The sequence below is a fragment of the Propionivibrio dicarboxylicus genome (genome assembly GCF_900099695.1).
Classification (GTDB): domain Bacteria; phylum Pseudomonadota; class Gammaproteobacteria; order Burkholderiales; family Rhodocyclaceae; genus Propionivibrio; species Propionivibrio dicarboxylicus.
Map to the genome: position 1 here is coordinate 1 of NZ_FNCY01000026.1, position 21,006 is coordinate 21,006.

Annotated in this window: 19 protein-coding genes and 2 tRNA genes; 12 read left to right on the forward strand and 9 right to left on the reverse strand. The window is 58.0% G+C overall.

Going from position 1 to position 21,006, the window contains the following annotated elements; genetic code table 11:
* Positions 1 to 309 precede the first annotated feature (309 nt).
* Positions 310 to 386, reverse strand: a tRNA-Met gene (locus BLR25_RS19395).
* Positions 387 to 793: 407 nt separating this feature from the next.
* On the opposite strand from BLR25_RS19395, the gene BLR25_RS19400 reads away from it, so the two are divergent.
* Complete coding sequence (locus tag BLR25_RS19400; protein WP_091940222.1) at positions 794 to 1,987, forward strand: PilT/PilU family type 4a pilus ATPase; 1,194 nt, start codon at positions 794 to 796, stop codon at positions 1,985 to 1,987.
* Positions 1,988 to 2,031: 44 nt separating this feature from the next.
* Complete coding sequence (gene prmB / locus BLR25_RS19405; RefSeq protein WP_091940224.1) at positions 2,032 to 2,934, forward strand: 50S ribosomal protein L3 N(5)-glutamine methyltransferase; 903 nt, start codon at positions 2,032 to 2,034, stop codon at positions 2,932 to 2,934.
* Here prmB and BLR25_RS19410 read toward each other — a convergent pair.
* The 4 genes from BLR25_RS19410 to alr all read right to left on the reverse strand — a co-directional run bounded on the left by BLR25_RS19410 (position 2,917) and on the right by alr (position 9,346).
* Entirely contained in the window at positions 2,917 to 5,460 is a 2,544-nt protein-coding gene (locus BLR25_RS19410; protein WP_245715616.1) for an ABC transporter permease, read from the reverse strand. The genes prmB and BLR25_RS19410 overlap by 18 nt on opposite strands.
* 33 nt (positions 5,461 to 5,493) lie before the next feature.
* Positions 5,494 to 6,747 carry an LL-diaminopimelate aminotransferase gene (locus BLR25_RS19415; protein ID WP_091940228.1) on the reverse strand — a complete coding sequence of 418 codons (1,254 nt, stop codon included), beginning with the start codon at positions 6,745 to 6,747 and terminating at the stop codon, positions 5,494 to 5,496.
* 141 nt (positions 6,748 to 6,888) lie between these two features.
* Positions 6,889 to 8,250, reverse strand: coding sequence for a DNA repair protein RadA (gene radA, locus BLR25_RS19420; RefSeq protein WP_091940230.1), 1,362 nt, complete (start codon positions 8,248 to 8,250; stop codon positions 6,889 to 6,891).
* Position 8,251: 1 nt separating this feature from the next.
* The gene (gene alr / locus BLR25_RS19425; protein ID WP_091940310.1) at positions 8,252 to 9,346 is read right to left on the reverse strand and encodes an alanine racemase; all 1,095 of its coding nucleotides are present in this window, start codon (positions 9,344 to 9,346) and stop codon (positions 8,252 to 8,254) included.
* Positions 9,347 to 9,507: 161 nt separating this feature from the next.
* Here alr and lplT point away from each other — a divergent pair, with 161 nt between their 5' ends.
* Positions 9,508 to 10,773, forward strand: a complete 1,266-nt coding sequence (gene lplT, locus BLR25_RS19430; RefSeq protein ID WP_091940232.1) for a lysophospholipid transporter LplT — start codon at positions 9,508 to 9,510, stop codon at positions 10,771 to 10,773.
* A gap of 22 nt (positions 10,774 to 10,795) precedes the next feature.
* Here the strand turns inward: lplT and BLR25_RS19435 are convergent, their stop codons facing one another.
* Genes BLR25_RS19435 through tsaB form a run of 3 tightly spaced genes read right to left on the reverse strand, consistent with a single transcriptional unit; the run spans position 10,796 to position 12,725 of the window.
* Entirely contained in the window at positions 10,796 to 11,572 is a 777-nt protein-coding gene (locus BLR25_RS19435) for a uracil-DNA glycosylase (RefSeq protein WP_091940234.1), read from the reverse strand.
* On the reverse strand, positions 11,569 to 12,051 hold the full coding sequence (gene rimI / locus BLR25_RS19440) for a ribosomal protein S18-alanine N-acetyltransferase (protein WP_245715617.1): 483 nt from the start codon (positions 12,049 to 12,051) through the stop codon (positions 11,569 to 11,571). The genes BLR25_RS19435 and rimI overlap by 4 nt, the downstream gene beginning before the upstream one ends.
* On the reverse strand, positions 12,048 to 12,725 hold the full coding sequence (gene tsaB / locus BLR25_RS19445; RefSeq protein ID WP_091940236.1) for a tRNA (adenosine(37)-N6)-threonylcarbamoyltransferase complex dimerization subunit type 1 TsaB: 678 nt from the start codon (positions 12,723 to 12,725) through the stop codon (positions 12,048 to 12,050). Before tsaB ends, rimI begins: the two co-directional genes overlap by 4 nt.
* Positions 12,726 to 12,946: 221 nt before the next feature.
* Here tsaB and BLR25_RS19450 point away from each other — a divergent pair.
* The 6 genes from BLR25_RS19450 to BLR25_RS19475 all read left to right on the forward strand — a co-directional run bounded on the left by BLR25_RS19450 (position 12,947) and on the right by BLR25_RS19475 (position 17,850).
* Positions 12,947 to 13,023 (forward strand) — tRNA-Arg (locus BLR25_RS19450).
* Between the two features lie 146 nt (positions 13,024 to 13,169).
* A complete protein-coding gene (locus tag BLR25_RS19455) occupies positions 13,170 to 13,478 on the forward strand; it encodes a hypothetical protein (RefSeq protein WP_143009935.1) in 309 nt (102 codons plus the stop codon).
* Complete coding sequence (locus tag BLR25_RS19460) at positions 13,479 to 14,081, forward strand: dienelactone hydrolase family protein (protein ID WP_091940240.1); 603 nt, start codon at positions 13,479 to 13,481, stop codon at positions 14,079 to 14,081. It abuts the gene before it with no gap.
* Between the two features lie 15 nt (positions 14,082 to 14,096).
* Positions 14,097 to 14,618 carry an SET domain-containing protein gene (locus BLR25_RS19465; protein ID WP_091940242.1) on the forward strand — a complete coding sequence of 174 codons (522 nt, stop codon included), beginning with the start codon at positions 14,097 to 14,099 and terminating at the stop codon, positions 14,616 to 14,618.
* A gap of 306 nt (positions 14,619 to 14,924) precedes the next feature.
* Positions 14,925 to 16,916 (forward strand): methyl-accepting chemotaxis protein, encoded by a 1,992-nt coding sequence (locus BLR25_RS19470; RefSeq protein WP_091940244.1) that lies wholly within the window; start codon positions 14,925 to 14,927, stop codon positions 16,914 to 16,916.
* Between the two features lie 199 nt (positions 16,917 to 17,115).
* Positions 17,116 to 17,850: a zinc metalloprotease gene (locus BLR25_RS19475; protein WP_091940246.1), complete on the forward strand. Its 735-nt coding sequence runs from the start codon at positions 17,116 to 17,118 to the stop codon at positions 17,848 to 17,850.
* Between the two features lie 3 nt (positions 17,851 to 17,853).
* On the opposite strand, the gene BLR25_RS19480 is transcribed toward BLR25_RS19475, so the two are convergent.
* Positions 17,854 to 19,386, reverse strand: coding sequence for a tetratricopeptide repeat protein (locus BLR25_RS19480; RefSeq protein ID WP_176785992.1), 1,533 nt, complete (start codon positions 19,384 to 19,386; stop codon positions 17,854 to 17,856).
* A gap of 285 nt (positions 19,387 to 19,671) precedes the next feature.
* On the opposite strand from BLR25_RS19480, the gene BLR25_RS19485 reads away from it, so the two are divergent.
* From BLR25_RS19485 to BLR25_RS19495, 3 genes are read left to right on the forward strand one after another with little or no spacing between them, the layout of a single operon-like run.
* Complete coding sequence (locus BLR25_RS19485; protein ID WP_091940250.1) at positions 19,672 to 20,151, forward strand: hypothetical protein; 480 nt, start codon at positions 19,672 to 19,674, stop codon at positions 20,149 to 20,151.
* A 17-nt stretch (positions 20,152 to 20,168) separates the two neighbouring features.
* Positions 20,169 to 20,603 carry a glycine cleavage system protein H gene (locus BLR25_RS19490; RefSeq protein ID WP_091940252.1) on the forward strand — a complete coding sequence of 145 codons (435 nt, stop codon included), beginning with the start codon at positions 20,169 to 20,171 and terminating at the stop codon, positions 20,601 to 20,603.
* Positions 20,593 to 20,979, forward strand: coding sequence for a DsrE family protein (locus BLR25_RS19495; RefSeq protein ID WP_091940254.1), 387 nt, complete (start codon positions 20,593 to 20,595; stop codon positions 20,977 to 20,979). Before BLR25_RS19490 ends, BLR25_RS19495 begins: the two co-directional genes overlap by 11 nt.
* The last annotated feature ends 27 nt before the right edge of the window (positions 20,980 to 21,006 follow it).

Below are 21,006 nucleotides of genomic sequence, written 5' to 3' on the forward strand. Positions count from 1 at the left end.
GTTCAATCTGAGCCAGGATCAAACTCTTCAGTTCAATCTCTGTTTAAACTCTCGCTTGACGTCCTGCAGATCCTCTCAGACCCACAGACTTTTTACATCGTGCGAGTTACTTCATCTTTTTAGCTCAAGCACCTAAATGCTTGCATCAAGACCAAGAACCCACACCTATCAATTGTCCAATTTTTAAAGAGCGTACTTCTTACCGCTTGCTTTCCCTTCACCGCCGAAGCAGCGAAGGCGCGCATTATACAGCCTTCAAACTACCTGTCAATCACTTTCTAAAACAAAAAAGCAATTAACTAAAACTCTTGGTTGCGGGGACAGGATTTGAACCTGTGACCTTCGGGTTATGAGCCCGACGAGCTGCCAGACTGCTCCACCCCGCGCCCGTTTCCACCGTTTGGCAAACACAAACAGCGCGTTTGTTTCGTCGTGCAGCGGAGAAGCGAGACTATAGCAAGGCGCGCAGGGGACGTCAACGCAATTCACAAAAATATATACACTCAAACATCATTCGGCCACTCACACAAAATGCCAAACGCTTGGCTCCGGCCTCTACGCATGACCACTATTTGCGTTCCGATCCCGCATGTCCGCGATACCGTTCTGCCATGCCGTTCTTTTCCGACCAATGCCTGCCGCTTATAATCTAGCTGTCCGGCATAGGAATCCAGCCTCATAGAATGCCCTCTGCCGAAAGCACGGAACAGCACTTAATGAAAATTCCCGTGGCTTGCCTGAGGCAGCGCAGAACGGTCTACATACATACCGACCCAAATCCGATGGAGGTGCCATGATTCTCGACAAACTCTTCCGACTGATGGCCGACAAACAAGCCTCCGATCTTTTCATTTCGGCCGGCGTGCCCATTCATATCAAGATCCAGGGAAATACGACGCCCATCAACCAGCAATCCATGACTCCCGACATGATCGAACAGATTGCCGGAGAGCTCATGACCTTGGAGCAATCAGAATCGTTTGGGCGCAGCAAGGAGATGAACCTTTCGCTGATCCTTCCTGATACCGGCAATTTTCGCGTCAATCTCTTCCGGCAAAGATCCTCGATTGCAATCGTCATTCGTTACATTTCCGCCGAAATTCCGCCGCTCGAAAGTCTTTCCCTCCCGCCGACACTTTCCGAACTCGTCATGGAAAAGCGCGGACTGATTCTCGTCGTCGGCTCCACAGGATCGGGAAAATCTACGACCCTGGCGGCCATGCTCGATCACCGCAACGCCCATAAAAGCGGGCATATCCTCACGATCGAAGACCCGATCGAGTTTCTTTTCAAGCCCAAGAAGTCAGTCGTTAACCAACGTGAAATCGGTATCGACACGCTCGGCTGGGAGCATGCTCTGAAAAATGCGATGCGACAAGCGCCTGATTGCATCCTCATTGGAGAGATTCGCGACAAGGAAACCATGCAGGCCGCCATCGCCTACGCCCAGACCGGCCACCTTTGCCTCGGAACACTCCACGCCAACAACAGCTATCATGCACTGACCCGAATCATCAACTTCTTCCCGTTGGAAAACCGATCCTCGCTTTATTCTGATCTGTCGGTCAGCCTGAAGGCCATCATTTCCCAGCGGCTTGTCAAGAAACAGGACGGAAAGAGAACCCCGGCCGTCGAAGTACTGCTCAATACACGACACATTCAGGAACTCATCGAGCGCGGTGAGGTTGCCTCCATCAAAGAGGCCATGGAACAGAGTCTCGCCCCTGGTTCGCAAACCTTCGAACAGGATTTGTTCCGGCTCTATCGCGATGGGACGATCGCGTTGGACGAGGCTTTGGCCAACTCCGATTCTCCGACCAATCTATCCTGGCTGATCAACAACGCGCAGACGCCCGACACTACAGACCGAAGTGGCGCTCAAGCAAGCGGAAACTCTCCGACACCGGAAGCAGGCGACAACAGTGCTTTCTTCAAGGATTTTGCGCTCAGCCTTAAGGCGAACGAGAATTCAACGCCATCCCATTAACCCCTGTTACCCTTATTCACCTTCAACCCCCAGTGATTACCACCATGTTCGATCAAGCCCAAGAGCAACTCAAAACCCTGCGAGACTTCATGCGATTTGCCGTCAGCCGCTTCAATGAGGCAGATCTCTATTTCGGTCACGGCACCGACAACGCCTGGGACGAAGCCGCCTACTTGCTGTTGCACTCGCTTCATCTGCCGCTCGATCGCCTGGAACCGTTCATGGACGCCCGACTGACCTCGGCAGAACGGGCCACCGTGCTGAACCTGATCCGCCGCCGCATCGACGAGCGTCTTCCGTCCTCCTACCTCACAAATGAAGCTTGGCTGGGAGATTACCGTTTCTATGTTGATGAACGCGTTATCGTCCCGCGCTCCCACATTGCCGAACTGCTCGGCGACCAGTTGAGCCCGTGGCTCGACGACCCCTGGGCGGTCGGACGCGTACTGGACCTGTGCACCGGCTCCGGTTGCCTTGCCATTCTTGCCGCACTCGCTTTCCCGGAGGCAACGGTTGACGCTGTGGACCTCTCCCCGGACGCACTCGCCGTCGCCCGGCGAAATGTCTCGGATTACGCGCTTGATTCGCGTGTCCGCCTCATTCAATCCGACGCGTTCGAATCGATCGACGGACAGCGTTACGACATCATCATTTCCAACCCGCCTTACGTCAATGCCGAATCGATGGCCTCTCTGCCACAGGAATACCGACGCGAACCCGAGCTCGCGCTGGCAAGCGGCGATGACGGCCTGGATTTCACGCGTGTCATTCTGCGTGAAGCAGCACACCACCTCACGCCAAACGGGATTCTGGTCGTGGAAATCGGCAACAACCGCGAGGCTCTCGAACACGCCTTCCCGGATACGGCCTTCACCTGGCTGGACACCGCCGCAGGCGATGACTTCGTTTTCCTGCTGCGACGCGAGGATTTACCCGCCGGCGCGTAAGGTCGCGAGCGGTGGCGCCGAGGTAAGTCGCGTCACCGCCAGCCAACCAACGCCGGTCACCAGCAAACCACCGACGACGACGCCCACGGGAATCAGCCAATAGGCGACCAGCACTTCCAACTGGAAAGCCCGCAGCGCGAGGACTTGTCCGACGATGACCGCCCCGAGCGCTCCAATCAGGCCGGCAAGTCCGCCAATAACCGCAAACTCTGTCGACATTGCCCTGCGCAACTGGACCCGCCGAGCCCCCAATGCGCGCATCACTGCCAGTTCGTAGCGACGTTCCTGCGCCGCGGACGCCAGCGCCGCATATAAGACGATTACGCCGGCCAGCAGAGCGAAAAGAAATACGAACTGAACCGCCTGCGCCACCTGGTCGATAATCGCTTGCAGCTGACGGACGATCGCCGCAACATCGATCACCGTCAGATTGGGATATTCCGCGACCAGCGCATTGACCGTCTCCGACCGATCCGGCGGCAAATAGAAACTCGTGATCCAACTGGTTGGAAAGTCATCGAGCACTTTCGGCGGCGTCAGCACGAAGAAATTGACACGCATCGAGTCCCAGTTAAGCTTTCTCAAGCCCACCACCATGACTTCGACGTGCTCGCCGGCAATCGTAAACTCAAGACGATCGCCGACCTTCAACCCCAATGTTTTCGCCAGCCCCTCCTCCACCGACGCCAGTCCACGACCGCTATCGTGCCGATCGAACCAACGCCCGGCGGTGATGCGATTTCCGGCCGGCAGATCGGCTTGATAGGACAAGTTGAACTCACGGTCGACAAGACGCTTGGCGCGCTCGTCCCCATAATTCTCGGGACTGATGGGCGCGCCGTTGATGCCCGCCAGTCGCCCCCGGATCATCGGTGAAAATTCCGGCTCCAGCCGATGTCGTGCGAACAATTCACGCACGCCTTGCAGTTGCTCGGGCTGAATATTGATGACAAAACGATTGGGCGCATCGACCGGAACCGCCCGTTGCCAAGCAGCAAGAAGGTCACCGCGGATGGCGGTCAGCAGGAAGAGCGCCATCAGCCCCAAGGCCAGCGCGACAATCTGCACGACGCTGGCCAAGGCATGTCGTTCCAGACTGGCCAGCCCAAAACGCCAACCGACCCTTCCGGCAGAACCGCCGCGCATCCGCGAAAGAAGAAATACGCTAACTCTTGCGACCAACGCAAACACCAGCATCGCGCCGACAAAACCGAAGACGATGGTAAGACCGAGGACACGGTCACCGGCCATCCAGACGATCAAACCAGTCAATCCGAGAAAACCGGCGGCATAACCGGCAAGCAAACGCCCGGGCGGCAATCCGCGTTCGATAAACTCGCGACGTAAAACCCGCAAGGTCGAGACCCGCTTGAGTTGCCACACCGGCGGCAACGAAAAACCAAAGAGCAGAACGAAGCCGACGAGAACGCCTTGCAGCGCCGGCATTGCTCCAGGCAAGGGCAAAGCCGTCGCCAACAGATGCGCCAGCCCCGCGTGCAACACAAAATGTGCGGCGAAGCCGATTAAACAACCGACTGCCGTGGAAACGCTCGCAATCAGCGCAAACTGCGTGACATAGATGCCCAGCAGAAACGACTGCGTCGCGCCGAGACAACGCATGACGGCGCAAGGGTCGAGGTGTCGCTGCACATAACGTCGTGATGCCAGCGCGATCGCCACCGCAGCGAGTACCACACTCAGCATCGCGGCAATACCGAGAAACTTCTGCGCACGCTCAAGCGCGACGCGGATTTCCGGACGGGCATTCTCGGCATCCTCGATGCGCTCGCCACGTCCCAAATCGGCGCCAACCAAGCCGCGCAAGGCCTTTACGCGACTTTCTTCCCCCGCCACCAGCAAACGATAGTTAACTCGGCTTCCTTGCTGTACGAGGCCGGTCGCTTCAAGATCGTCGAGCGATATCAACACACGCGGCGCGACACTGAAGAAATTGACACCCCGGTCCGGCTCGAAGGTCAGAATCGCGGCGACCATCAATTGCCGTTCTCCGACATCGATGGGCTCGCCGACACTGACGGATAGCGCCGATGCCAGGCGTTCGTCAATCCAGGCCGTCCCGCGCGCGGGCGTACCTTCAGCAGGCGCATCGGCCAGATGCACGCCAGGCGCCGTTCGCAACCGTCCACGCAAAGGATATACGGACGACACCGCCTTGATCTCGGTGAGTTGGGCCCGCCCTCCCCCTTCGCGGCGCCCGGCCATGACCATGCTGGGAAAAGTCTGCGTCTCGGCCATTTGCAAGCCGGAGGACGCAATCACGGCCCGCGTCGCGCCTGACCACGGGTGATCCGAAATCAACAGAAGATCGGCACCGAGCAACTGGTTGGCCTCGCGCGCAAGCGCCTGCCGGACGCGATCCGTGAAAAAACCGACGGCCGTCATCGCGGCCACGGAAACCACCAGCGCGGCAACCAGCAAGCGCAATTCCCCGGCATGAAAATCGCGCCGGAGCATCTGCACGGCAAAGCCAAAAAAGCGAAAGCCCATGAAGCGACGAGACTTCATGGGCTCTCTCATTGACGCACTACGCCGATTCTATTACTTGAACGGCGTAAACAGGACTGGATCGACCAGACGACGGCAGGCTTCTTCGATGTTGGCGCGGCTATTGAAGGCCGACAGACGGAAATAGCCTTCGCCGGCGGCACCGAAACCGCTACCCGGCGTCGTCACGATATTGGCATGTTGCAGGATGCGATCGAAGAGATCCCAGCTCGTCGCGCCGCTCGGACCCCGAACCCACAGATACGACGCATCGGCATAGCCGTTCACCAACAGTCCGACCGAGCTCAGTGCCTCCTTGAGCAGACGGGCATTTTCCTTGTAGAACGCAATGAGTTGCTTGACCTGAGCTTTGCCTTCCGGCGAGTACAGTGCTTCGGCCGCGCGCTGGACCGGATAAGCAACACCATTGAACTTGGTCGTGTGATTGCGCAGCCAGAGCGCGTGGAACGGATAGGTTTCGCCGTTGCGACGATAGCCCTTGAGCGTCTTCGGGATCACTGCGAAGCCGCAGCGCAGGCCGGTGAAACCGCCGTTCTTCGAGAAGCTGCGCAGCTCGATCGCGCATTCGCGCGCACCGGGAATTTCGAAGATCGAATGCGGAATCTCCGGCGAGCTGATGAACGCCTCATACGCCGCGTCATAGACGATGACGGCATGGCAGGACAGGGCGAAATCGACCCATTTCTGCAATTGCTCGCGCGTCGCCACGGCGCCGGTCGGATTGTTCGGATAGCACAGATAGATCAGATCCACCGGCTCCTTCGGCAATTCGGGAACGAAACCGTTCTCAGCCGTGCACGGCAGGTAGGTGAGCTTGTCGAAGCCACCCTTGCCATCGGGATCGCCGGCATTGCCGAGCATCACGTTGGTATCGACATAGACCGGATACACCGGGTCCATCATCGCGACGCGGTTACCCGGTCCGAAGATGTCGAGCAGATTGCCGCAGTCGCACTTCGAACCGTCCGACACGAAAATTTCGTCGGGATCGATATCGACGCCGCGTGCTTTGTAATCGTTATCGGCAATCGCATTACGGAGGAAATCGTAGCCTTGTTCCGGACCGTAGCCGCGGAAGGTTTCGCGCACACCCATCTCGTCGACCGCTTTGTGCAGCGCCGCGATGCAGGCTGCCGGCAGGGGCTCCGTCACATCGCCGATGCCGCAGCGGATAATGCGCGATGCCACGTCCGGACGTGCATCGGCAAACGCTTTGACGCGGCGGGCAATCTCCGGAAAGAGGTAGCCGGCCTGAAGTTTCAGATAGTTCTCATTGATGAATGCCACGATGATTGATCCTTGAAAGAATGACGAAACGACCAAGAGCCGTATTTTCCAACGTGTCGGGGGACAGAGCAAGTCGACGGGCAGGACAAATGAAACATGATCCCTCAATAAACGGGAATGCAGTGAGCTTCAGAGACCTTTCTATTCCAGACCGCGAAGGCGCTCGACCGCCTCGTCGACGCGCTTTACGGCAATGATTTCCATGCCGGCGATCGGTTGCTTCGGCCGATTCCCCTCGGGGATCAGCGCCAGTCTGAATCCCAGCTTGGCCGCTTCGCGCAAGCGCTCCTGCCCGCGCGGCGCCGGCCGGATTTCGCCGGCCAGGCCGATTTCGCCGAAAACAATCAGTTTTGCCGGCAAGGGCCGGTTCTTCAGCGAAGACATGATCGCCAGCAACACCGCCAGATCGGCCGCCGGCTCGCCAATCTTGACACCGCCGACGGCATTGACGAAAACATCCTGATCGAAACAGACGATACCCGCATGCCGATGCAATACCGCCAGCAACATGGCGAGGCGCTGCGCATCGAGCCCGACCGTCAAACGCCGGGGATTGCCGTGCGACTGATCGACCAGTGCCTGAATTTCCACCAACAACGGCCGCGTTCCCTCCTGCGTCACCAGCACGCATGACCCCGCGACATCCTGGCCATGCGGCGACAGGAACATCGCCGACGGATTATTGACCCCCTTAAGCCCCTTGTCGGTCATGGCGAACACGCCGATTTCGTTGACCGCGCCATAGCGATTCTTGACCGCGCGGATCAAGCGAAAACTCGAATGCGTGTCGCCTTCGAAGTACAACACCGTATCGACAATATGCTCAAGCACGCGCGGCCCCGCCAGCGCACCTTCCTTGGTGACATGGCCGATCAGGATGATCGTCACGCCGAGCTGCTTGGCCAGACGCGTCAATTGCGCGGCGCATTCGCGCACTTGGGCAACGGACCCCGGTGCAGAACTCAACTGCTCGGACCACAGCGTCTGAATCGAATCGATGACGGCAACCGACGGCCTTTCGGTCTGTAATGCCGCGAGAATTTTTTCCAGATTGATCTCGGCCAGCAACTTGAGCCGCGTCACATCCAGCACCAGCCGTTTTGCGCGCAAGGCCACCTGTTGTGCCGATTCCTCGCCACTCACGTAGAGGACATTACGCTCGAGCGACAGCACGGAGAGCGCCTGCAGTAGCAGCGTGCTCTTGCCAATACCCGGATCTCCGCCGATCAGCACGACACCGCCGGCGACCAGGCCGCCACCGAGCGCCCGGTCGAACTCGCCCAAACCGGTCGGCAATCGATCTTCCTCACGCGCATCGATTTCCGACAGCGTCTGCAAGCGCGTCGTCCCACCCAGAGCGGCGAACCGGTGTCCCGCCGACGCAATTTCGGCGATCGTCTCGGTCATCGTGTTCCAGGCATTACATCCGGGGCACTGCCCCTGCCATTTGGTCGCGCTCGCACCGCATTCGGAACACGAATAAATCGTTTTCGCTTTCGCCACGTCAGACCTCAACCACCGGCACACGACGCGCCAGCGCACAGAACAACTCGTAACAGATCGTCCCTGCAGCACGCGCCACATCATCCGCCGGCAGGCCACGTCCCCAGAGCACGACCGGACTGCCGACGCTGGCGTCCGAAATTTCTGTCAGATCGCAGACCAGCATATCCATCGACACACGCCCCAGCGTCCTTGTCCGCACGCCGTTCACGAGAATCGGCGTACCGGTCGACGCGTGCCTTGGATAGCCGTCAGCATAGCCGCACGCGACAACGCCGATGCGCATCGGACGATCAGCGACAAAGGTCCCGCCATAACCGACGCTTTCGCCGGCCGCAATGTCATGGATGGCAAGCACTTCGCTGCTCAGCGTCATGACTGGTTCAAGACCGAGGTCCGCCGCGGAAACATCATCGAATGGGCTGCCGCCGTAGAGCATCACTCCAGGCCTGGCGACATCCGCAATCGTTTCCGGATAACGCAGCAGTGCCGCCGAGTTGGCCATGGAAACGGCATAATTTCGGCATTCCGGCCACAACGCCCTGATCGCGTCGAAGCGCTCGACCTGCCATTCAACCCCTTTCGCGCCATCGGCTTCGGCGAAATGCGTCATCAGCGTCACGTCGCTGACTGCCTCCGTCATTGCCAAAGCCTTGCGCAAGTCGGAAACGTCATCGGCAGTAAACCCCAGTCTATTCATGCCGGTGTTGAGCTTGACGAAGACCGGCAAGCGTCCCGTCGCCGCCTGGCGGCGCAACATCGAAAACTGTTCGACGCGATGAACAGCCGGAATCAATTGATGCTGCAAGCATGCAGCCAGATCGGCTTCGTCAAAAAAACCTTCGAGCAAAAGAATCGGCTGGCTGAACCCGGCTTCACGCAGCGAAACGGCATCGCCGACATCGAGCAAGGCAAAACCGTCGGCGACATCGCGCAACGCATTCGCCACGCGCATCAGTCCATGACCGTAGGCATTCGCCTTGACGACCGGCAGGACTTTCGAGGATTTTCCGCAAATACGCGCACGATCTTTGGCGATTCCATAGTTGTGGCGCAACGATGCCAAATCGATACTTGCCTGGATGGGACGGGACATGAAACACGAATCCTTTGCGCTGATCAGCCGACGAAAACAGCCACATTGTGCCTCAATCAAGTCTGCTTCGGTATCCTTGAGCGTGGCCATATATTTGCATGTGCATACAACTTTCGTGGTATAAATCCGCCACTTCTCGTCAGAGCAAACGTCTTTTTTAGATGCCTTTCGGCTTTTACATCATCATGGCGGCGCAGTTTTTTTCAGCGCTTGCCGACAACTCGCTGCTCATCGTCGCTATCGCCGTCCTGCGCGAAATGCAGGCACCGGCAGCGTATGAGCCTTTGCTCAAGACGTTCTTCACGGTTTCCTACGTCGTCCTTGCCGGTTTCGTCGGTGCCTTTGCCGACTCGATGCCGAAATGGCGCGTCATGTTCATCAGCAATACGATCAAGATCATCGGCTGCAGCATGATGTTCTTCAACATCCATCCGCTGATTGCCTATGCCATTGTCGGACTCGGCGCGGCCGCGTATTCGCCGGCAAAATACGGAATCCTGACCGAGTACCTTCCGCACCGACTGCTGGTCGTCGCCAACGGCTGGATTGAAGGACTCACCGTCGGCGCCATCATCCTCGGCGTCGTCATCGGCGGAACGCTGATCCAGCCGACCATCGCCTATCGGCTGCTCAGTTTGGATTTTCCGATTATCGAAACCGGTATCGACACCGTCAGCGAAATGGCGATCATCTTCGTCGCCGCGTTCTATATCCTGGCCGCCGTCTTCAACCTCTACATCCCCGAAACCGGCGTCGATCACCGGGCTTTGCACAAGAACCCCTGGTATCTCATCCGCGAATTCAATCACTGCATGCTGCTGCTGTGGCGCGACCGACTGGGGCAAGTGTCACTCGCCGTCACCACGCTGTTCTGGGGCGCTGGCGCAACCCTTCAATTCATCGTCATCAAATGGGCGGAGGCTGCGCTTCATCTCGACCTCTCCAAATCCAGCATGCTTCAGGGCGTTGTCGCCATCGGCGTGGCACTTGGCGCGGTTGCCGCGGCGAAGATGGTCACGCTGCGGAAATCGGTGCGTGTCATCCCGCTCGGCATTGCCATGGGCATCATCGTACTGATCATGAACTTCGTTCGCGACATGTGGCTTGCCGTCCCGCTACTGATCATCATCGGCGGATTGTCCGGGTTCTTCGTCGTACCGATGAACGCGCTCCTTCAGCATCGCGGCCACATTCTGATGGGTGCTGGCCACTCGATCGCCGTACAGAACTTCAATGAGAACCTGTCGATCCTGATAATGACATGCCTGTATTACCTGATGGTGCGCATGGATCTCTCCATTTATGCCGTCATCACGCTGTTCGGACTCTTCGTCAGCGCCAGCATGTTCTTCGTCAAACGACGGCACGAAGCCAATCAGCGCGACCGGGATGACGTCATCCATCTCGACGACAGCAGCTGCCACTAACGCCGAGCGCAAACCGAGAGATTTAGGCTCCGCCTGAAGCGCGCTGCATCAGCGCTCGCGCACGGCAAAGATCTTCCCAAGCCTTCGCCTTATCGGGCAAATTACGCAGCAGATACGCTGGGTGATAGGTAACCACCACTGGAATTTCGCCCGCCCCATCCTTGTATGACAATGTTTTTCCGCGAAGACTGGCTAGCGATTTGTCCTCTCGCAGCACGGAAAAAACTGCTGCTCGACCAAGCAGGACGATCAACTTCGGACGAATCAGCTCGATCTGGCGCTGCAGGTAGGGCCAGCACGCCGTCATTTCATCGGCTTCCGGCGTACGGTTGTTCGGCGGTCTGCATTTCACGGCATTGGCGATATAGACGTTATTGCCGCGCTCAAGATCGATCGCAGCCAGCATAGCATCCAGCAGCCTGCCCGCCTGCCCGACAAACGGTTCGCCGCGTGCATCTTCCTCGGCACCGGGCCCCTCGCCGATAAAGAGCCAGTCGGCCTGTTCGTCGCCGACACCGGGAACGGTCTGTTTGCGCGCCTCGCACAAAGGGCAAGCACGGCATGTGCCTATGCGTTGACGCAGCTCATCCCATCCGAGCGCTTCCACCAGGCCAGCCCTCCCTTCAACCACAGGCGACGATTCGATGGACCTTTCCGACGCTATTGTCACCGGCGCCGGTTCGGTCTCCTCGACGAGAATCTGACTGAGCAGTTCTTCTCCGGACGAAGGACGGTCTCTCAGCACCCATGTCGGAGACATTCCCATCTCTTCGAAAAGCGCCTTGCGGGAGAGCTTCATGCGCACACCTCGCTCATCAACTCACGACGCAACACCAACGCGTCTTCACGACCGAAGCCAGCCGGATAGTAGCCACGCCGGAGACCGATTTTCTCGAAGCCAAAATGCTTGTAAAGAGAAAATGCCCGCTCATTCGACACCCGCACCTCAAGCAACATGAAGCGCCCACCCTTCTCATAGGCGGAATTCATCGCCACTCGCAAGAGACGGGCGCCGAGTCCCCTGCCCTGAAATGCGTCGGCAACGCTGATATTGAGCAGATGCGCCTCATCAACGGCAAGCATCACGACGAAATAACCGACAAGTTCGCCACCGATGCGGGCGACGCAGCAGACATAGCCACTGTCGAGCGAATCGGAAAAATTAGCGCGGCTCCAGGGATGCGAATAGAGCGAATACTCAATGCGCAAGATGTCGTCCACATCACGTAGCGCCATTGGCATGACTTCCAGTTCGGCACCGGAAAACTCCTTCATCATGCCCGACCGCCCTCCGCAAGGCGCTCGGCCACGGTCTTCGCGACCTTGTCACGCACATAGACCGGCAAGGCACGCTCCAGATCGAAAACTTCACCGTTCGACAGTCTCTGCGCCGCCAATCTTGCGACCGACTGCGCACAAGGCATGATCTCCGGCAACCAGACCTCGACACATGGCGAAAGCCTTTCGCGCAACTCCGGATAGGCGCCGAGTCCGTTGCCACAGGCAAGCCATCCTTGGCCGGGAGGCAATGGCACCGACGCTGGCGAATAGACCCCCAAATCCCCAATCTGCCTTCCCGCCTCGAACACCCCGAGATACACCTCCCCCATCCGGGCATCAAGCGCCACCAGTACACGCGAACCGCCCGACGATAATGCCATCGCTTCCAGGGTATTGACCCCGATCAGCGGCAGGGAACGTGACACGGCGAGGCCTTGTGCAACGCCGCAAGCGACGCGCAGACCAGTAAAGGATCCAGGACCTGAACCGAACGCAACGCCGTCCAGGTCACTGAATGTCAGTCCGCGCGAATGTAATAGATCAATCGCCAGCGGCAATAAACCGGCCGAATTCGAGACATCGGCGGGACACGTACGAGCGACAACTTCCCCGTCCAGCCAGAGCGCAACCGACCCGGGATCGGCGGCAGTTTCGAGTGCAATAATCTTCATCCCTCTATTCTACTGGATGCGACTTGAGGCACGTCACGATTAAAACCATCCACCGCCTCCGCGACCTCGAAATTTCACCGCAAGCCCCTGCTTGGCGCGAATTCGGTGCCAACGACGCAGAATAGCTTCAACCCATTTTCACGCCGCGAGAAATAGAATTTAAAAAAAGCTTGTACAAATCGAAACAGGTCTGTAGAATTCGCGGCTTCAAAAAACGCGTAGCGCCCGTAGCTCAGTTGGATAGAGTACTTGGCTACGAACCAAGGGGTCGGGCGTTCGAATCGCTCCGGGCGCGCCACGCAACTTTTTGAAAACAAGCAAATGAGCCACTCCTCACCGAGTGGCTTTTTTGTTTTCTGCGCCACAGAACATCGATGTGTCATAGACTCTTGCCGTCGAATTGCCTCCGGCACGATGACACAGCCTGAACGCAGGAGATCCCCCATGAAACATTCCCTACTCGGCGGATTTTTCTATTTTGTTATCGCATCTTCAGCCTTGGCCCAATATGCGGGGCCGAAACTGGCATTCGACGCGACAAGCGCTCCGGATCTGAACCTCCCCGAATCGGCGACCCCGGTATTTGAAGCCAACAGCCCGCGCATGATGCTACTCCGGCCGAACGGCGACGGACCATTTCCCGAGGTCGCGCGGGCACATCAATGCAGCGGGCTGATATTCAACGCGGCGAATCCGAATGCCGTGAATTGGTCAATGCTGGGCTGGGCCAAGACATTCTTCAAAAATGGCTAGGTGACCTTGCTGGTCGATTACATGACCCAGCGCGGTGCAAAATCCCTCTGCAACGGACCGGAAAACGGCGTGACCTACGGAAGGTCGGTAAAGGACTTCATGCAAGTGGCCGAGTACTTGCGCGGTCAGCCCAATGTCGATCCCGACCGTGTCGCCATGATTGGCTTCTCACAAGGCGCCATCGTTGCCTTGCTCAGCAACGGAAAAAACGTACGAGAGAGCATGGAACTCGGCAACGCCTTCGATGCATACGTATCCTTCTACCCCCTCTGCGGCTACTCGCGTAACGGCTCGGGCAATTTCGCCGGAGAAATTATTCAGAACGACATGGACCGCCCACAGTTGGTCTTTACCGGAGGTCTCGATAACGAAACGCTGTTCGAGGATTGCCAGAAACGACTCAAGCCAATGATCGAACAGGGAAAGCCAATCATCTATCAACACTACGACGAAGCCACTCACTGCTTCGACTGCAAAAACCTTAACGGCTTCAAGAAAAAGGGACATTTTGGCGAAGTTACCTACACGTTCAATCAGGAGCTCATGATCGACGCATCACGAAAGACTTTCGAATTTCTTCGAACACAAATGCCGACCAAGTAGATCGACATCGGAACGATGACGATCCTGATAACGATCATGCATAATCGTGTCCTGCGTGGGACCATGAAAACCACGGATGATGAGGACAATATGGCTTTCAGGGTAATTCGGAAAAAGAGCGGTCTTCACGGCATGGGACTATTTGCAGCGAGAGATCTCGCCGCGGGCGAACGGCTAATCGAATACAAAGGTATACGCTACGAAAAGGGGATCGTTCCGAACATGGACATCGACGGCCTTACCAAATTTCTTGGCCTGTCGGACGGCACGGGTATTGACGGCAACGGCTGGGCGGCACTGGCCAATCATGGCTGCAACCCCAATAGCGAACTCAGGGAAAGCGAGAGCCGTGGAAGACTTCGTGCATGGCTCTATGCACTTAAAGATCTCAAGAAAGGCGAAGAAATCCTCTGGGACTATCGTCTGGACGTCAAATCAGGAAAAGAAGCGTATTCCCTCTGGTCCTGCGCGTGTGGCGCCGACAATTGTCGCGGAACCATGGCAAACCCAGAAAAGCTGAAAAAACGCAGAGGCTAAGCCCCCCGCCGACGGTCTCGACCGAAGACAGTCCAAGTCGTTGCAAAAAAATCGGCGCAGGCAGCGGCACAGCGAGCGCACGCATGAACGCCGCCGCTGTGCAAAATATTGCCATAACGAGAAGCTCTATCATTCCTACCGAGAAGTCTTATCGTTCACTCCCGCACCAAAGATCACCATGGGACCGCCAGGATCCAGCCTATTACTTTGGCGCTAAAGGAACTTTTTGACGTAAAAAAAACTCAGCTTGTGTGACGTCTTTTGTATTAACATCTCGCGCCGTTAATCCCCACAAAGACGTTGAAGATGAGTTCCCAGCCTTTTCGCGCATCCTGGTTTGAAGATCGCTCGATCGCAACCAAGATCAACATCGTAACCATTGCCCTGTTCCTCGTGGTATTCGGGATTTGTAGTGCCGTGCTTTCAGGATTCCTGTCCAAGAAGCTTGAGCAATTGGCAACCGAAAACCTGAAAGCCTCCAATATCCAGATTATCCGGATGATCGAGGCATTTTCGGCAGAACTTGAGAAATCCGCGCAAATGCTGGGCGGTGCCTTCTCTGCCGATGTCACCGAAATCCTGATTCGGAACGACAGTGCCGCTGCCATGGACAAGGCCGTGGAATCTTTTTCCACCGCGACCGGCAGCATCGCCACAATCTTTGTCCGCGAAGGCGAGGATTTCATCCGCAAGAGCACGAGTTTGCGCGACACCGAAGGCAAACGTGTACTCGGGACAGCCCTTGATCGCGAATCATCGGCATTCAAGGCCATCGCGAGCGGTCAGCCGTACACCGGCCGTGCCACGCTGTTTTCCAAGAATTACATGACGCGCTACATCCCGATCCGAAACAGCGCGAACACGATTGTGGGCGCCGCATTCATCGGCATCGACTTTACGGAAGCGCTGAACGCACTCAAGAAGCAGATCCGTGAAACCAAAGTCGGCGATACCGGCTATGTCTTCGTCGTCGAAAGGAAAGGCGATGTCGGCCGAGCCATCGTTCACCCGTCGCTTGAAGGCCAGTCGATCCTCGACGTAAAGGCCGATGGCGGCCGTTTCATCGTGCGTGAAATACTTGAGCAAGGGCAAGGCGTCATCCGCTACACACCGAGCGACACAAACCTGAAACAGCAGGAAAAAGTGGCGGTATTCAACGTTTTCGATCATTGGAACTGGATCGTCGTCTCCGGAAGTTTTCTTGACGAGTTCACGGCCGACGCCAACGCCGTGCTGAAAGCCCTGATTCTCAGCTGTCTGGGGACTGTGCTGGTCATAGCCATCGCCATTCAGATGATCACCGGTGTCTGGCTGCGCAAACCGCTCACCGAATTGGGCGGCATATTTTCGAAAATATCGGGCGGCGACCTGAGGGTGGCAATCACGGTCCGCAACAACGACGAGGTGGGGCAATTGCTCTCGGCCTGCAAGACGATGTGCGCCCAGTTGCGCACGATGGTCGCAGGCATTCAGGCGGGAATGCGTGAGCTCTCGACCAATGCTGAGGCACTGTCCTTGACGGCGGAAGAGGTAGCGATGGGCTCGCACGACCAAAGCAACGAATCGATGTCCCTCGCCTCTGCGATCGAAGAACTGGCAACCAGCATCGAACAGATGTCGAGCCACTCGGAACAAACGCAGGAATTCGTCCGCCACTCGGACACCGTTTCCCGCAACGGTGCCGCCGTCATTTCCGAAGCGGTCGAATCGATGAACTCGATCGCCGGCGCCGTTCGCGAAGCTGCCGAAGTGGTTTCCAGACTCGGGACGGAAACCGAAAAAATCACGCAGGTCGTCGCGGTTATCCGCGAAATTGCCGAACAAACCAATCTGCTGGCGCTCAACGCGGCCATCGAAGCTGCCCGCGCCGGGGAGTCCGGGCGCGGCTTCGCCGTCGTCGCCGACGAAGTCCGGAAGTTGGCCGAGCGCACGACCATGGCCACGACTGAGATCGGCGCGACGATCCAGCAAATTCAGAACGGGACGAACGAGGCCGTCGCCAGCATGCGCGCCGGGGTCGCCCAGGTCGATACTGGCGTCGCCCTGGCTGGCAGGGCTGGCACCTGTATTGGCGAAATGCAGGAAGGCGCCCAACAGGTCGGACAAGCAGTCGTCGGCATTTCGGATGGCTTGCGCGAACAAACGACGGTCAGCGAAAACGTGGCGCGCAACGTCGAAGAAATCGCCCAACAAGCCGAAAGCAACCTGGCCCGCGCACGCCAAGTGGCAGAATCCTCTGCCCACATGCAAAAAATTGCCGCCAACACGCTGCAAAGCGTCGAGCGATTCGAAATCTGATCATTCCGGTTGGCGTATTCCCCATCAAACGCCGACCGGCATGCCCGGCCGGCGTTTGACGTCAGGAAACCAAAACCGGCGCAAACCTCCGGCAGCCCACCACGCCCATCGCGTGAAACACGGCAATCGATAGTACCAAGCGCCACTAACAACAAGAAGACCGTACAATCCCGAGGACATAATCCCCTCGCCCACGGCAATGAACCATAGACGCAACGCGGCTGGCACCGGAATCACTTCATCGGCATGTTGTCTTGCCTTCTGGCTGCTCTCCTCATGCGCCCAAGCCTCGGCCCAGACCGTTCGCGACGAGGAAATCGCCGAGTGCAGAAGCGGAGAATTGATCGTCTGGAATGACGGAACGGATCGTGCCATCGCCGACAGTGCACTCGTCGTCTCGTATCGCCATGACAATGCACCACTCTGGTTTAACCGATCCGAAGTCGAACAATCGATTGCAAACGCAGCAAGGGCCTGGAACGCCTGCGGCATACCGATCTCAATCGTTCCAGCCCCCCCGCAGCAGGACGGAAAAACTTCGCCCGGCACATTTCGCGTGCAATGGAGCGAAGCCGGTAGCCGAGGTAACTTCGGGCTCACCAACCTCTCGGACCGAACGCTCTCGCTAGGCCCCTCGGCATTCACCATGCTGCATGCACGCAACCCCGCCCATGACGCACGACAAACGCTACAGATGGTGCTGTCACATGAGATGGGCCATTTCCTGGGACTGATGGCGCATTCACGCCGCTGTGTCGACGTACTCTCCTATTATCAGGATACCAAGGGCACAAAATGCCAGACGCGGGACGGCAAAGGAATCGACTCGGTTCAGGAATACCGGAGCATATTGCCGACAGCATGCGACATTCAGCGCTGCCGGATCGTCAATGGGCGGCAGCACCAGACAGTTCGCCAAGGAACGGCCCAATAGGATTCAAGCCGCCGGCGATTGCGATCCGCTACGCACCGAGGCGGCATCCTCGTCCGCAACCCGACGCAATGCGGCGACAACTTCGCCGACCACGGCATCCCATTCACCGGGAACCCGCTGACGGAACACCCGCACGCCGGGATACCAACTGGACACCCCATCGGGATTATCCCATCGCCATTCACCGGAAGCGCGAAGCATCAGCCAGCACGGAGTTCCGAGCGCCCCAGCCAAATGCGCAATGACCGAATCGACGGCGATCACGAGATCGAGTTGTGCAACAACAGCAGCGGTATCGACAAAGTCGTCGAACTTGCCGCAATCGTTGAGCACGGCACCGAGTTCCGCATGGTCAGCGCAATCGCTTTCCGGGATATCTTTTTGCAGCGCAAAGAAATCGGCATCGACCGACCACAGGCGCGCCAGACATGCCAAAGGCACGTCTCGCGTCGGATTGATCATGCCACTCTGCCTGCCGGCCCAGGCCACACCAACCCGTAGACGACGCCTGACGCCGAGCCGCCGCGACCAATCGCCAACCTCGTTGGGCGACGGCTTGAGATATGGCGCACAGAGAAAATCGGCGGGCCGATCGAGTCCCAGCGCATGTGGCACACTCATCAGGGGACAATGACAGTCGTGTGCCGGAAGCGTCTCAAGCGCATCGATCACCAACACCCGTGGATCCAGCATCTGCAGCAAAGATTTCAGACTCGTCGGCACACGCAGAACAACGCGTGCGGCGCGATCAGCGACCCGTGGCACGAAGCGGACAAACTGAAGGGTGTCACCGAGCCCCTGCTCGTCCCACAACACGATTGTCTTGCCGGAAAGATCGAAATCCCCCAACCACGGCGGCGTTGCGTCCTTGAAGTAATACGGGCGTAACTGGCGCGTCGACCATCGCCATTCGAACTCCGCCCACCCCGCGGCGAACTGGCCGTCGCTGAGAAGGCACAAGGCATGCTCCATATGCGCTTCGGCAAACGCCGGACGCAACGCCAAGGCCCGACGATACGCATCGAGGGCGCAGTCCAATTGCCGCTCGTGGCGCAGCACATTGCCGAGATTGAGCCAAGTATCCGCATCGTCCGGCGCAGACGCGAGCATCGCCCGATAGCAGTCAATCGCCGGCGCATAGCGTTGCAACGCGACCAACGCGTAACCGAGATTGTTCAACGCTTCCGGATGATCGGGAAAAACGTCCAGCACGCGCCGACAGGTATCGACCACCTGCTCATGGCATTCGGCCAGCAAACAAATGCGGATCCGCCGCAACAAGCGATCAACATCGCTGGGGAATTCGGCGATTCCCGCATCGATGACATCGAGCGCACGCGCCGCCAACTGATCGCGAAGTTGTCTGGGCGCTCCCGCGTTCGACTGCGCGATGAGCGCCCGACAGTCCTCGAGACTCTCTTCGAATCGCCCCTGATCAGCAAAAAGCTGGGCGCGCTCGGTCAGCAGTGGCGGAAAGCGGAACCACGCCGGCGGCGCCGCCGAAAGAAGACGGACAGCCTCGTCAACGGCCCCCATGCATCTGAGCTGCACGCATCGCATCAACAGCGCCATGCAGTCCTGCAAAACGATTCCATCGTAGTTTTCTGGTTCCACTCGTCGTCACCCCGTGATTCGCGCAGCAAGATTATTCCCACTCCGGCAAAAACCGCAATCGAGACCGGGTAAATCACTGCAAATTCTGTTGCATCGAAACCAACAAAGTCGCCGGCCACGAGAGCGGACACCTTCTCGCCCGCATCCCGATTTCGTCTCGGGACCGTTGAAGTGATACGCTTGGGCTCTCAGTACGGGAGACGAAATATGCAACGATATTTTCGCCATGTAATCGGTCTGATTTCGGTCATCATCGCCATCGCCGCGGCGGGCTGTGCCAGCGACAAGGTGCTGGTCAATACGAATGCCAATGCGCAGGACCGCAAGACAACCGCGAACGACCCCCAGGCTGCGCTGCAGGTGTCTGACATTTCAATCCCGCCGGGGGCGAAACTCGACGCGGAAAAATCGCTGGTCATCGGAACCGGAGAGCGTTGGCTCGGGCGTCTGGTGATCAAGACCGACATCTCATCGGTGCACGCCTACAATCACTTTTTCAACGGCATGCCGGCAATCGGCTGGAGCCTGATCGCGGCCATCCAGAGCAATGTCAGTCAACTGACGTATTTGCGCGGCGAACGGGTTGTCATCGTTCAGATTGAATCCGGCTGGTTTGGCGGCACGACGATAACGATCTCGGCATCGCCACGCCAGTCTTCCGGCAACGAAGCAAAAGCGGCACGCTGACTCGCGCGAACACGGGTATGCCCTTTCAATCCTTCATCGGCCGCATTCCGAACAACTGCCTGTATTGCCGCGACACGGACATGTGGGTGCGCGACGACGACGGGCAGGTGCTGATCGGCGCAACGGCTTTCGGCCTTCACCGCGCCGGCGAAGTCATTGCATTCACGGCAAAGCCGAACGGCGCCGAAATCCTTCGCGGCAAAGGAATGGCGACGATCGAGTGCCACAAGACGGTACTTGCCGTTCATGCCCCGATTTCTTTTCGCCTGATTACCGGCAACGAAGACGCCGAAGCACGTCCTTCAGTGATTCGGGGGTCACCCTACGACGCCGGGTGGATGGCGCGCGGCCTGCCGCTAGCCTGGGCAAATGACAGCACCTGCCTTTGCAGCGCAGAGGAATACAAGCAGCACATTCTCAGTATCGACCCGGAGGCGCGCTTTGAGCCCTGAATCCCCCGGTCTTGCGTTCCTGATCTGCTCGCCCAGCATCGATCGGCCGGAGAGCTTTGTCACCCCGCTGATCCACGCCATCGCTGCACGGGCGCTCGACATACGCGTTGAAATCCACTTCGCTGGCCCCGCCGTCAGATTACTTGCCGACGGTGTTGCGGACGCGCTGTATCCGACGCCGGCAAGGGAAAAGTCGCTTGGCGTTTTTCTGCGCGAAGCATCTGCCTCAGGCGTCAGCCTCCTGGCATGTAGCATGGCTCGGGCAAACTGGCTCGACGCGGACTGTATGCTGATCTCCGAATGCGATGGAACAGTCGGCGCCACGGCATTTGTCGCGCGCAGCTTTGAGCCCGGCTGGAGAACAATGGTCTTCTGAAGACCTCGCCGCCCCTCACGCCCTTTT